General features: G+C 64.5%; 8 protein-coding genes and 4 pseudogenes. 7 read left to right on the top strand and 5 right to left on the bottom strand.

Annotated features, from left to right (window positions below; all coding sequences use genetic code 11):
- Positions 1-189: 189 nt before the first annotated feature.
- From ACQP1T_RS26380 to ACQP1T_RS26370, 3 genes and pseudogenes are all read right to left on the bottom strand, one after another.
- The gene (locus tag ACQP1T_RS26380; RefSeq protein WP_433755763.1) at positions 190-990 is read right to left on the bottom strand and encodes a nitroreductase family protein; all 801 of its coding nucleotides are present in this window, start codon (positions 988-990) and stop codon (positions 190-192) included.
- Positions 991-1,590: 600 nt separating this feature from the next.
- Complete coding sequence (locus ACQP1T_RS26375; RefSeq protein WP_433755762.1) at positions 1,591-3,855, bottom strand: ATP-binding protein; 2,265 nt, start codon at positions 3,853-3,855, stop codon at positions 1,591-1,593.
- 148 nt (positions 3,856-4,003) lie between these two features.
- Positions 4,004-4,178 (bottom strand): annotated as a pseudogene (locus ACQP1T_RS26370) (IS1380 family transposase); the annotation flags it as partial.
- 336 nt (positions 4,179-4,514) lie between these two features.
- On the opposite strand from ACQP1T_RS26370, the gene ACQP1T_RS26365 reads away from it, so the two are divergent.
- Positions 4,515-7,124, top strand: coding sequence for a flavin-containing monooxygenase (locus ACQP1T_RS26365; protein ID WP_433755761.1), 2,610 nt, complete (start codon positions 4,515-4,517; stop codon positions 7,122-7,124).
- Positions 7,121-7,945 (top strand): SDR family NAD(P)-dependent oxidoreductase, encoded by an 825-nt coding sequence (locus ACQP1T_RS26360; RefSeq protein WP_433755760.1) that lies wholly within the window; start codon positions 7,121-7,123, stop codon positions 7,943-7,945. The genes ACQP1T_RS26365 and ACQP1T_RS26360 overlap by 4 nt, the downstream gene beginning before the upstream one ends.
- Before the next feature lie 395 nt (positions 7,946-8,340).
- Here the strand turns inward: ACQP1T_RS26360 and ACQP1T_RS26355 are convergent, their stop codons facing one another.
- Positions 8,341-9,306 (bottom strand): AraC family transcriptional regulator, encoded by a 966-nt coding sequence (locus ACQP1T_RS26355; protein WP_433755759.1) that lies wholly within the window; start codon positions 9,304-9,306, stop codon positions 8,341-8,343.
- A 181-nt stretch (positions 9,307-9,487) separates the two neighbouring features.
- Positions 9,488-9,856 (bottom strand): transposase, encoded by a 369-nt coding sequence (locus ACQP1T_RS26350; protein WP_433755758.1) that lies wholly within the window; start codon positions 9,854-9,856, stop codon positions 9,488-9,490.
- Between ACQP1T_RS26350 and ACQP1T_RS26345 the strand changes: the two are divergent.
- The 5 genes and pseudogenes from ACQP1T_RS26345 to ACQP1T_RS26325 form a co-directional block, all read left to right on the top strand.
- A pseudogene (locus ACQP1T_RS26345) lies at positions 9,791-10,015 on the top strand (ISL3 family transposase); the annotation flags it as partial. The gene ACQP1T_RS26350 and the pseudogene ACQP1T_RS26345 sit on opposite strands and share 66 nt — an antisense overlap.
- 321 nt (positions 10,016-10,336) lie before the next feature.
- Positions 10,337-11,383 carry an NAD(P)H-dependent flavin oxidoreductase gene (locus tag ACQP1T_RS26340; protein WP_433755757.1) on the top strand — a complete coding sequence of 349 codons (1,047 nt, stop codon included), beginning with the start codon at positions 10,337-10,339 and terminating at the stop codon, positions 11,381-11,383.
- A 455-nt stretch (positions 11,384-11,838) separates the two neighbouring features.
- Positions 11,839-11,940 (top strand): annotated as a pseudogene (locus ACQP1T_RS26335) (transposase); the annotation flags it as partial.
- A gap of 9 nt (positions 11,941-11,949) precedes the next feature.
- The gene (locus tag ACQP1T_RS26330; RefSeq protein WP_433762362.1) at positions 11,950-12,366 is read left to right on the top strand and encodes a PaaI family thioesterase; all 417 of its coding nucleotides are present in this window, start codon (positions 11,950-11,952) and stop codon (positions 12,364-12,366) included.
- Positions 12,367-12,915: 549 nt separating this feature from the next.
- Positions 12,916-13,089, top strand: a pseudogene (locus tag ACQP1T_RS26325) (LysR family transcriptional regulator); the annotation flags it as partial.
- Positions 13,090-13,119 lie beyond the last annotated feature (30 nt).

The raw sequence follows: 13,119 nt of genomic DNA, 5'->3' as shown, positions 1-13,119 counted from the left end.
GCGTCACCCTGGGTAGCTATAGAGATCGATGCAACATCGGTCTTTCACTGAACGAAAGGCACGCGAGAGACGCGGCCTGTCCACTCCGGCTTCCAACTTCGCCGGAGCGGTCCAAGCAGTGACTTCACGAGTCCCGTGCACCCTGATTATGTATCGCTGGCCAGCCGTTGTGCCGTCTACCGGCACACCCTATTCGGGCCGCTGCTGCCAGTGATTCCACTGCAGGAAGTGTTCGACAGGGGCGCGGTTGACTGGGCCGAATCGACCGAGGGGGTAACCAATTGGCACGAGGGCGAATGTACGGACGTTGCGTGGTAAGCCGAGTATGTCTTTGAGTTCGCGCTCAAACATCAAATGCGTGGTGGTCAGGCTGGCACCCAGGCCGGACTCGCGGGCGGCCAGGAGCAAATTTTGAACCGCCGGGTAGACGCTGGCGGCGATGGATAGGCGTCCGAACTTGGCGAAGTTCGCACCGCCGGTCACGGCTCGGCGGATACCTAGGTCTCGGAAAGCACGTGCGACCGACCCAGTATGGGCGAGCCAAGCGTGCATGTTTGACGACACATCACAGCACACCACGATCAGCGCGGGCACGTCTTCGAAGTGGTCGGCGAGATGCTGCCCCGCCGCCAGCGTGCGCTGAAACTGCTCCGGTGACATTGTCGGTGGACACGCGTCGGCCTGCGCGGTGATGTAAAAGCGTTGAGCTCGCCTGCACAGCGGCGCAATTCGCGCGATTTGGGTTCGGTCGTCAACCACGATGTAGCGAGCGGTCTGCGAGTTGCCGCCGCTGGGCGCCCACGACGCAGCCCGGATCAGCCGTTCGATCACCTCACGCGGCACCGGCTCCGGTTTGAGTCGGCGCATCGCGCGCATCGTGCTCATGACGTCATACAGATCGCTGGCCGGCGGCCGCGTCGCTTCTTCCTTCGGGTCCGGCGGGATAGCTGCAGTGTGCTCAACAGGCGACACAGCGATGGGCTGATCCATTTATTGGTTTCTCCTCGTCTTGGTCGGTGGCGTTTTAGGAGGGGGCAGAAACTGGCCGCTCTAGGTATCCAATTGACACCAGGTCCGTCCCGGCGCCGGCGGTCGCAGTGGGCTTCGGCGGAGGTCATCAGACGACCTGATTCGATGCGTTCGGGAGGAGTGGGCGTCAGGACTCCTTCCGCAGACAGGGTTCGGCGGTGACGTTGCCCGCTCATGGGTATGCGGCCCGCGAAGGAGGGGCGCCTTACCCGGTGGTGCCTACAAGGTCACCGCACTGCGTCACTGAGTGACACCCCTCACAGCATCGACCGAAGTGGCGCAGACCACATCGGTTGAGGTACCCGTCCCCATACCTGTGGGCATACCTGTCTTTGCCCTGAGCCATGTTGCATTCGCGAACCGGTTTCTAGCGTTGAGGCGGCCGGCAGGTGAGGTTGGTCGACGCCAATTGCCATGCCACGCGGATCGGTCACCTCGGGGTGAGGCTCCCCCCGAAGCGTGGAGGCATGGGCTTGGAGGATCATGAGTCGTGCCTGAGAAGCGTCAACGGCACCGCTATCGCCGTCGACGGTGGGATGAACCTTGGACGGGTGTGAGATTTCAGGAGGCTCGGCTCGCCATCCACGCGGCCACCTGAGCTCGGGAACTGAAACCCAGCTTGGCGAGTATCCGCTCAACGTGACCGTCGGCCGTTCGTTTCGAGATGACAAGCCGCTCTGCGATCCCGCGATTCGAAAGACCGGTTTCGATCAGCGCAGCGACTTCGATTTCTCGCTTCGTCAACGGTTCACTCGGTAAGCGTGCGGATCTATGCGCCCCGTCGAGCACACCGAGCACGTAATCGATCACCTCGTCGAAATGGTGAAGGGGACTTTCACCATTTCGCTGGATCGAAGAAGGCTCGGTCTGATGTGGGCTGTGGGCCACGGCGAAACCGGACAATTGCGGGCCGAACGCGTCGATCGTGGTACCCATGGAGCGCCACACGTCAGCCGCGGTACGTGACAGAACACGCGCCCGGGCGAATTGCTTGCGGTCGTTGGCAATCCATGCCAGCAGCTCGGTCGTGAGTGCGACCGCAAAACCGTCGGGGAGTTTTCGCCGCATGGTTAACACCTGACGTGCCGATCGTTCTGCCTCATCAAGGTGACCCAACGTCCAATGCGCCACGGCGGCCGTCCACTCGGCGTACCCGCGCGCAGATCGTTCGCCATAGGTCTTCTCGCACACGACCGCGGTTTCGCGGGCTTCGGCCAGCGCTTCCTCCGCGCGGCCGTCGAGAGAAAGCGCGCCGGCAAGCATGTAACGAGCCGTCAGCTCCATCTCATGATCTCGACGGGCGTGGTGCCCCTCCGCAGCGAGCCGAAAGCCGTTCGCGGCGGCGGCAGAATCGCCGGCGAATATCGCGAGCAGCGCCCTCAAGTGGTGCACATGCGCGTCGAACATCCCGTCATTCAATTGCTCGGCAAGTACATTGAGCTCATCGAGCCAGCGCTGGGCTCCGTCCTGATCACCTTGCAACAAAGCAATCCAGGTGACGACCCACAGGCAGTCCGCGCGCGCAGGCGATGCTTCTGGCACAGCCGCTAGCATGGACTCGATTCGCATACGGCCTTCCGCGAGGCGTCCGCCCGACAGCCAGTGGTAGCGCAGCCACGCCAGCAGTTGTAGCGCCGTCTGCTCCTCGCCGGCCGTCGTGGCGCTCCATTGCACTGCTGCCACGTAGCTTGGGTGATCGAATTCCATCCGCAGGATGAGTGTGTCCTGATGCGGACCACACCATTGCTGCAACATCTGCCCAGCCCGTCGCAGCATCGCATCGCGGTGTCTCCGGTGCAATTCATCGGTCTCGCCGGCTTGGTCGGCCAATTCGGCGGCCACCTCACGCACGACCGCCCCGACGTGGTACCGCATCGCAGTCGCACTGCGGTCGGTAAGCAAAATCGATTGGGCGACAAGCCGATCGATGGCATCGATCACGTCATCGGGGCCGAATTCGCCGAACGCACAGACTTGCTCTGCAAGTTCGAGGTCGAACGTGCCGGGGAACACGGACAGCCGTCGCCATAGCACCTGCGCGCTCTTCGGGCACAGTTCGTAGCTCCAGTCCACCATTGACCGCAGTGACCGATGACGCGGCGCGGAGCGCGCATCCGAAGCGGTCAATGATGTCAACCGCTTGCTGAATCGCTCGATGACCTGCTCGACCGTCAGGGCTCGGAGTCTGGCCGCCGCAAGTTCTATAGCCAGCGGTGAACCCTCCAGCAAGCGACACAGCCCAATGACGGCCGCAGCATTGTCGTCGGTGATGTCAAAATTCGGATCGACCGCGCTGACACGCTCCAAGAGCAGACTCACCGACCCGTCGGTGATCAGCTGTTCGGCCGGCGTGCCCGGTTCCGGCACGCTCAGGGGTAGCACCGGCCGAAGCGCTTCGCCGACGACACCGAGCTGCTCTCGGCTGGTGGTGATCACGCGGATTTGGGGCGCCTCGCGGAGGATGACCGGCAGCGTCGTCCGCACTGCCGCGAGGACGTGCTCGCAGTTGTCGAGGACCAACAGCAGTCTGCGGTCCGGCAGGAAGGACAGCAGCTTCTCGCGTAGGCCGGTCGCGGACTGGTCGCTGATACCAAGGGCGCTGACGATCGCCGACTCGACCTCGGAGACTTCGGCGCCGACGCTCAAATCGGCGAGCCGCACCAACCAGGCACCGTCGGGAAATTTGTCGCGTGCGCGGTATGCCATCTCCAAGGCAAGCCTGGTCTTGCCGACGCCGCCGGGTCCGGTGAAGGTCAGCAGCCGCGACTGCGACAGTGCCCGCAAAGCGGCGTCGAGGTCTTGCCTGCGGGCGACGAGCCGGTTCAACGGGGGACCGACCCGCTCTCCTCGACGTCGAGGGCCCAGGCGTGAGCTCACGCAGAAATCTTAACCTGCTGGGCAAGGCTGACCGGCTGGTCTGCCCAGCTTTTCCGATTGTTGTCTCCGGTCGGACACTGGTGGGTGGGTGTCCTGATCAAGCTGTGGCTGGTGGGCCGGTGGCGAAGGCGGCGCCCCAGAGGGTTGTCCATGGTGTGGTCCAGGGCCAGTGCGTGGGGCAGATGCGGCATGTGGCGGCGTTGTGGTCGGGCGAGCCGGGCGGGGACGGTGACGAGCTGTCGGCGCAGGGTGGCGCCGCGGGCGGTGGCATGCCGGTGGCTGGTGACGGTCTCCGGCCCAGCGTCGTGACCGGCGTCGGTCAGTTGCTTGCGGACCCGCACGATGAGGTCAACAACCTCGGCAGGCAGCGCGGTCGGGGAGCTCGTCGGCCTTCGCGAGCCGGGCTCGAGTGCGACCTCGGCGGGGGTCTGGTGGTCGACGAATAGGGCGGTGCTGACCAGACGGTCCTTCGAGGTGGTCTCGGCATGGCCGAGCATCGAGAACCCCCGGTGACGCGGCTCGCGCACGGGAACAGGTATGCGAACGGGTATGGCAGTGGGCACATGTACCCGTGTGGGCTCCCGGCAGATCGGGGATGGTCCAGTGTCATGAGTCACAATCACGTGGACGCCGTCATCGTCGGCGCAGGATTCGCCGGCCTCTACGCCACCTACCGCCTTCGGGACCAGCAGGGCCTTTCCGTCCAGGCCTTCGAGGCGATGTCAGGACCGGGCGGTGTCTGGTACAGGAACCGCTATCCCGGCGCCCGATGCGACTTGGAGAGCATGTGGTACTCGTATTCCTTCGACGAGGACCTGCAGCGGGAATGGCGTTGGACCGAGCGTTTCGCCTCCCAGCCCGAGATCCTGTCCTACCTCGAGCACGTGGCGGACCGGTTCGACCTGCGGCGTAGCTTCCGGTTTAACACGCGGGTCACCTCGGCAGTCTGGCTTGACGACGCCGATCGCTGGGAGGTTCGAACTGACGACGGTGCGGTCACGATGGCTCGGTACTTCATCAACGCCACCGGAGGGTTCTCCGTGTCGAAGCCAAACGATTTTCCCGGTCAGGACGATTTCGCGGGCACGATCGCCCACACCAGCCATTGGCCGGCCGAGGGTGTGGACCTGCGTGGCAAGCGCGTGGCTGTGATCGGGACGGGGTCGACCGGGATCCAGGTCATCCAGACGATTGCGGCTGAGGTGGGCGAGCTCACGGTCTTCCAGCGCACTCCGAACTACGCGTGCCCGCTGGGCAACGGCCGGCTGTCCGACGAGGAGTTCGCCGAGATCGTCGCCGACTACCCCCGACTGCGCGCGGAGGCCAGGACCTGCTTGGCCGGCGCACCGTATCCACGCGCCCAGCGGCCGGCCCTGATGGACCCGCCGGAGCTTCGGCAGAAGGTCTACGACCAGAATTACGAGGCCGGCGGCTTCCGCATGCTGACCTCCACGTACACCGATCTCATGACGGACGCCGCCGCCAACGAGACCACGGCGGAGTACATCCGCGGAAGGATCCGGCAGCGCGTCAACGACCCTGAGGTCGCGGAGCTCCTCTGCCCCAAGGATCACCCGTACGGCGTGAAGCGAGCCACGTTCGAGTCCGGCTACTACGAGGTGTTCAACCTCCCGCACGTGCGTTTGGTGGACGCGCGATCGACCCCGATCGAGAGGATTACGAGCAGGGGAATCGCGACGACGGACCAAGAGTACGAATTCGACGTCATCATCCTGGCGACCGGGTTCGACGTGGGTGCCGCCGCTCTTCTCCAGATGGGCGTCGTGGGTCGCGAGGGCCGCAAGCTGGCCGATCACTGGAGCGAGGGCCAGCGAGCGTACGTGGGGATGGGCACGCACGGGTTCCCCAACCTGTTCCACATCAACGGCCCACAGAGTGGGGCCGCGCTGTCCAACAACCCGATCGGCATCGAGGACAGCGTCGACTTCGTGAGCGGAATCATCGCGCACGCCGATGCCGCCGGTTGCGCCCGTGTGGAGGCGAGCGAGTCGGCGGAGAACCGCTACAACGAGCTCGTCATGGAATGCGCGAATGCGACGCTGGTCCCGACTGCGACCACCTGGTACATGGGAGACAACATCGCGGGCAAGCCGCGCGCCGCGCTCTCCTTGTTCACCGGCGGTCCGATGTTTCGGGCGATGTGCGCCGAGATCGAAGCAATGGGATATGCCGGGTTCTCGTTCGACCAGGACGAGCAGCCGCTGTCGAGCCTGGTGCAGGTGGATGGCTCCGCGGTGTTCTTCCTCGCCGGCATGATGAACGGCGGGGTCAAACCACTCGAGGAGTGCAACCTCGAGGAGGCGCGGGCGGCCATGGACATGTTCAAGTTCTTCCAGGCGCCGCTTCCATCCGACGTCTCCATCAGTGAGGTGGACTTCCCCGCCAGTGACGACGGTCGAAAGCTCCGCCTGTACCACCCCAACGAAGCGTCGGGACCGCTGCCCGTGGTCCTGTTCGTGCATGGTGGCGGCTGGATCGGCGGCACCCTGGACGCGTTCGACGAGCCGTGCGCCGCTCTCGCCCACAACACCGGGGCCTTGGTGGTTTCGCCCGAGTACCGACTGGCGCCCGAGCACCCCTTCCCGGCTGCGGTCGAAGACACGCTGACGGCCCTGCGGTGGGTCGCGGACAACATCGCGACGTACGGCGGAGATCCGGAGCGGATTGCCGTCGGCGGCGAGAGCGCGGGCGGCAACCTCGCTGCCGTCGCCGCCCAGCGCGCTCGCGACGAGGGTGGCCCCCGACTCACCGCGCAGGTGCTCGTCGCTCCCGTCACGGACCCGTTGGCGGAGACGGAATCACGCAAGCTGTTTCCGAACGGCCCCGTGCTGTCGATGGAGCTCTGTGCACGGATGGCCGAAATGGTCGTCACGGATCCCGCCGATCTGACCTCGCCCCTGATCGCTCCTGCCCGGGCTGCAGACCTGTCCGGTCTCCCGCCCGCCCTGGTGCTCACCATGGGGGTCGACCCGCTGCGCGATGAGGGTGAGGACTACGCCCGCGCGCTGGCCGCGGCAGGTGTTCCTGCGGAGTCACGCCGGTTCGAGGGCCTGATCCACACCACTCTCTCAATGTCGGGCCCTATCCCGAGGGCCGCAGAGGTCCAGGACGCTATCGCGACGTTCCTCGTCCCGCTGTTCTCCGCCAGCAACGCGCGACGACAGCCGGCATCTGACCCGAAGAAGGCGGCGCAGTGAGCGGGTTCAAGGATCTGGCGGGCAGGGTCGCGGTGGTGACGGGCGGCGCATCGGGAATCGGCGCCGGCATCGCGCGGCAGTTGGCTGCGGAGGGCATGCGGGTGGTGATCGCCGACGTCGAGCGGGACCGACTCGAACAGGCGAGTGCCGAGATGGGTGTGCTGGGTCTGCAGGTGGACGTCGCCGACTCCGACAGCGTCAAGAACCTCGCCGACAGTGTGCTCGCTGAACTCGGCGCGGTGCACGTCGTCGTGAACAACGCCGGCGTCGGCGCGGCTGCCAACATCGTCGACATGTCGCTGACAGACTGGCGTTGGGTCCTTGATGTCAATCTCTATGGGGTCATTTACGGTGTGCATCACTTCCTGCCGCTGCTTCTCGAGAACACCGAAGGTGGCCACATCGTCAACACCGCCTCGATCGGCGGGTTGGCCGCGATGCCCGCTTTCGGTGGCTATTGCGTCTCGAAGGCCGGCGTTGTGGCATTGACAGAGACCCTCGCGCTTGAACTCGAGCTCGCTGAGTCCAAGGTCGGAGCATCCGTGTTGTGCCCGGCCACAGTACGTACGAATATCAAGAACAGCTCCCGCAATCGCCCGTCGGGATCGGAGCGAGGGGGTTTGTCCGACATCGATGTGGAAGCCGTGACTGCCGACCAGGGCTTGCGCTGGTTGGAGCCCGATGATGTCGGGCGCAGCGTCGTCAACGGTATCCGCGCTGGCGATCGCTACATCCTCACCCATCCCGAGACTTACCCGACTGTGCAGGCGCGACATGACGCGATCGCCGATGCATTCACCACCGCGTCGCTGCGCTTCTGACAACTCTTCGCTAGTTCTAGCTGATACCTGCGGCTTCGGTCTGATGGACATTGGCCGCAGGTTCAGCGCGCGTAAGTCAGGCGATGAGCCAGTCCGTCGGCGGTATGGGCCGACGGACTGGCTCATCGCCTGCAGTGCTGGGCTGGTCACCACATGGGTGAGCGGGTGTGAATCGTGGGAGCTGCTGCACGGAGAGGTGACAACTGAAATGGCTTGCCCATAGGCGGGCCTGAGAGGATGTCACTGTGCCCAAGCCGTATCCGAAGGAGTTCCGCGACGACGTCCGGGTCGCCCGCAAAATGGTTTGGGCTCGACTCGGCGTGAATCCGAACAGATGGCCGTTGCGCGAACGTCCTCACTCGGCGACGCCGGCCCACCAAACTGCGGGTAGTGGATCAGGCTGGCGGTAGCGACCGAGTGACCACGGCACGCCGTCGTACGTCGCTGGGGCGTTCACCGAAGCGGCGGGTGAAGGCGTTGGAGAAATGGGCGGCCGATACGAAGCCGCATCGGCGAGCGACCTCGGCGATCGTCATCGACGTGGCCTCCGGCGTCTGAAGCAACGCTCGGGCAGCCTCCAACCGGCGTCCCAGCACATACTCGGGCAGCGTGGTTCCCGCCTCGGCGAGCAGACGCGAGAGATGCCGTGTGCTGATGCCAACGGCGGCGGCGACCCGCCGCGCGGACAGTGCCGAATCGCGGTAATGCGCGTTGATATAGGTGTCCACAGCCCTCGAGTGCGCCGGGCGCAGATCGTGACGGCCAGGCGCGCATAGCGCCGCGACCAGATCGAGTAGAGATTCCTCGGCAACCGGTTGCGTCTCGTGAGCATCTACGGCAGCGCCCACGCATCGCGCCAAGGCATATGCGATCGGCTGCTCATCGTTGCCGAAATCACGGACGATGGGCCGCACAAGCTGGTCGATGTCGGTGACTGCGGCGAAAAGCTCGCGCGGGATCTTTAACACCAGCTCCTCGAGACCTTGAGAGAAGCCCCGCATAAAGGGCCGGTCAGCGTCGCATATCAACAACTGCCCCGGTCGCAGCGACCAGACCCCATCCTCGTGGTAGAAGAACGCCTCACCCACCAAATTGAAAAACAACGCCACCGACTCCGTCGGGCGCGCCTTTACCAGCGTCTCGTCGCGTTCCACCACGTGTGAAGTGGCGCGGACCCTCGCCAAGTGCATTCGGTCCAACTGAAGGTTGATCTCAGTCGCCTCGAGCACTTCCGCGCGCAAACTCCGACAACGCAGGCCGATCAGAGCGGTAGCGTTGTGGCTTTCCCACAGTTCCACCCGCTGCTGATCGGGCAGACCGACAGTCGTGAACGCGCGCGGCCGCGCGGGCATGGTCTGCATGACAAGAATCTACTACTAGGAGACTGCTGAATAAGTGGGTTTGGGGGCGGGAAGAGCGCCGACAAGGCTGTCTGTGCGGGGTGTGAGGTCAGGCCCTCGTGAGGGTCGACAGAGTGGTCGTTGTTCCCGCCGGTGTCAGTATGAGGTGCGGGGCTGGTCGGGGTTCGCGGGTTCACCGCCCTCAGGCGATGGCCCAGAGGTTGTCGATGCGGTCGAGTCCGAGGGTGAGCAGTCGGCGCAGGTTCAGAGCGGCCATGCGGGTGTGCAGCCATTGGTTGTTGGCGCGAACGCCTCGGTAGCGCAGTGTCCGGCAGCGCCCTTTGGGGCCGATAAGCCAGGCGATGGACCGTTCGACCATGGGCCGGTGGCGGCGGTAGGTGGTGAGGAGGTTGGTGTTCTCGCGCCGGTCGTGGCGGGCTCGACGCAGGTGGGCATCGTGTTCGTGCAGGTTGAGGGTGCGGCCGTCTGTTCGGGTGGTGCATCGTTGGCGCAGCGGGCAGCCGCGCGGTCCGCGTCCTGGCCGCCGTTGCCGGTTCGGATGTCTCGCCATACCGCGGTGCGAGTGTTGCTGCGGATTCCGCTCCCGCACCGACCGATTCCACCGGTCGTCAGCGTGGACGACTTCGCGCTGCGGCGCCGGAACCGTTACGGCACTGCGGTCATCGACGCGGTTACCCACGAACGGATCGGTGTCCTGGCCGATCGCACACCATTCTGCCCCGCGTTCGTCGCGTCCAACCTGGTTGCTTGATAGCAGCCCGGCCGTCGCCTCGGCTGGTGCCCCTAATGGCCCACCGCCGCCAGAGCAGCAGTCAGTCTCCGGACGATTCCCGTCGGCGGAAGAGTGTTCGTGTCCTCCCATGCCGCTGCGGCCTGTAACAAGCCCCTGACCAGCGCGTGGTTGTGGTGGTTTCGTGGCGGGGTGGGAGTCCACTCAAAGTTTATGCAACTAGTTGCAAAATCGGTTGGTCGGTCATAACCTGGCCTGCGCAGGTCGCGCACGGCCTGGTTGGAATATATGGAGGAACCGATGGCATTGCCCGACGTACTGATGCGGCCCCTGTCCCTGCCGGTGGTGGCGGCGCCGATGTTCATCTCGTCGGTGCCAAATCTCGTGACCGCGCAATGCCAGGCAGGAGTGGTGGGCTCGTTCCCGGCGTTGAACGCTCGCCCGGCATCACTGCTCAACGACTGGCTCGACCAGATCACCGAGGAGAACGCGGCCTATGCACTCGCGCATCCGGACGCACCCGTCGCGCCTTTCGCGGTGAACCAGATCGTGCACCGCTCCAACGACCGCCTCGACCACGACATGGGTGTGATCGTCGAGCACCAGGTGCCGATCGTCATCACCTCCCTGGGCGCACGACCGGAAATCAACGACGCCGTGCATTCCTACGGCGGAATCGTGCTGCACGACGTAATCGACAACGAGTTCGCCCGCAAAGCCATCGACAAAGGAGCCGACGGGATCATCGCCGTAGCCGCGGGCGCGGGCGGGCACGCCGGCAGGCAGTCCCCCTTCGCCCTGCTGCGCGAGATTCGCGAATGGTTCGACGGCCCACTGCTTTTGTCCGGAGCGATCGCCCACGGCTCCTCCATCCTCGCCGCACTCGCTGCAGGCGCCGACTTCGCCTATATCGGAACCCCATTCCTGTCCACCACCGAAGCCAACGCCCCCGCCGGCTACAAACAGATGATCGTCGATTCCACCGCCAAAGACATCGTCTACTCCAACCTCTTCACCGGCGTCCACGGAAACTACCTCCGCGGCAGCATCCTCGCGGCCGGGCTCGACCCCGACAACCTGCCCGAATCAGACCCCTCCGCCATGAACTTCGGCAGCGGCGGCAACATGAAAGCCAAAGCATGGCGCGACATCTGGGGCTCCGGCCAAGGAATCGCAGCCATAAAAAAGACCATGACCGTCAATGACTTCGTCACCCAACTCAAAACCCAATACGACCAAGCCCGCAACAACCTCAACCACAAAACCACCCCACACCAACTCCAAACCATCCATGACCCCCACGCCACACCCAACCACACCAGCGCGGTCGGCCGAGCCCAGCGATGATCTCGGCTGACCTCGACGCCCCGATGCCTCGAATCCAGTCCAACTCAGTTGGCTCAGCCGACGGTGCCCGGATTTACGTTCACGCCTCACCTGGCCTGAGGAGATCGCTCGATCATGCGGCCAGTGCTGCTCAGGCCGATAACCAGTGCGCAAACATCAACGCCCTGTTGGCGGCCGCTGCCAGTCTTGGCGAGACCGGTGCCGATACGTTTACCCAGAGCCGGTACCCCGTGCGCAGGGCTGTCGATCCAGTACACACGAGTCAACTTTTCGAAAAAAGAATACGGAATTGCTCTCCGCAGACGATGCGAATCCTCGAGTCGCAAGCTGCCGTCGGCGGAAATGGGAACTATACCTTGGCACTAAACGAAGTAATTGGTGCCGGAACCCATACGTGTACCCCGATCGAATCAGCCGAAGCGTTATGAGGCGAGCGCGCCGGTCGACCCGGCCGTGGGACGGGCAACTCCCGCAACGGGACCCGCTCCAAAACCGTGGTCACCGAGATCGGGCCGGTCGAGATCGATGTGCCCCGGGACACGAACTCCAGCTTCGAAAGGGACACCATGGAAAACGATGCCCTGGGGCGCATTGGGAAATTGCTTGGGCTCACGATCGAACAAGCGAACGGCGATACCGTCGTTCTGGCGCTGCCGATCCGGCCGGACCTGTGGCAGCCGGACGACATCGTCCAGGGAGGTATCTATGCGGTCCTCACCGAAGCGGCGGCGAGCCTCGGAGCGCATCTATGGTGGGGTGATCGGGGACGAGTCGTCGGTGTGAACAACAACATCGACTTTCTCCGTTCCGTTCACCAGGGCACACTCCGGGCCACCGCGAACCCCATTTCTCGAGGTGATCATCAGCAGCTCTGGCTCGTTACTGTGGTGGACGAATCCGGCAGGCAGGTCGCGATAGGTCAAGTGCGCCTTCAGAATTTGAGCCTCGCAACACCGAGTAGTGGCAGGTCATCTGGTGCGTGACAGTCCACACCAGATTTTGCACGGCTCACACCGGCGGCCGGGTCAGCTGGCAGTTAGTGAGGTCCCCGATGTCGGTGGTCTTGCCCGCGACAACTTCGTCGCGTCAGATGTTGGCCTGCACGAAGCGGAGGGCCGTGTCGGCATTCCACAGTAGGGCGGGTTGCAGGACCAAGCTCCTCGATCTCGGCGGCGCCCACCTCATGGTGGGGGCGAGGCACCTGCCGCCGTAGTCCCAGGTCAGCACGAGCTAGCCCGATCGTGAAAGCAACATCGAGCTACCGGGGTGGCAGCCGCGATGGGCGGAGACATCCTCGGGCCCGAATCCAGTCGGTCCCTGCTGTGGGGTGGTGCTCGACTCGAGCGATAATCGGGGCCGCAGGCATCATATATGGGCGCAAAGACTCTGAGGGAGCGTGCCACGATGCCGCGTTATAGAAGGCCTGACGGCGATATTCCGGCGACTCGAGCGCTGGCCGTCGGCGGGCACCGGCCGAGTCGACGGGGACGCCTCGTGCTGTGCCGGACGATCCTCGGTAGGCAGGCGGGCACATGCTGCTAAGACAGCTGGAATATCTCATTGCACTGGCGCGTGAGGGGCATTTCGGCCGGGCCGCGGAGGCATGCAACGTTTCTCAGCCTGCGTTGTCAGCCGGGATCCGTAAGCTCGAGGACGAACTTCACGTCCATATCGTCCTCCGCGATAAGCGGTTCGAGGGTTTCACCCCCGAGGGCAGACACGTACTGAAGTGGGCG

It is taken from the genome of Nocardia sp. CA-135398, from assembly GCF_050955845.1.
Taxonomy (GTDB): domain Bacteria; phylum Actinomycetota; class Actinomycetes; order Mycobacteriales; family Mycobacteriaceae; genus Nocardia.
The sequence above is the reverse complement of the archived record's forward strand: the minus strand, read 5'-3'. Positions and strand labels throughout refer to the sequence as shown.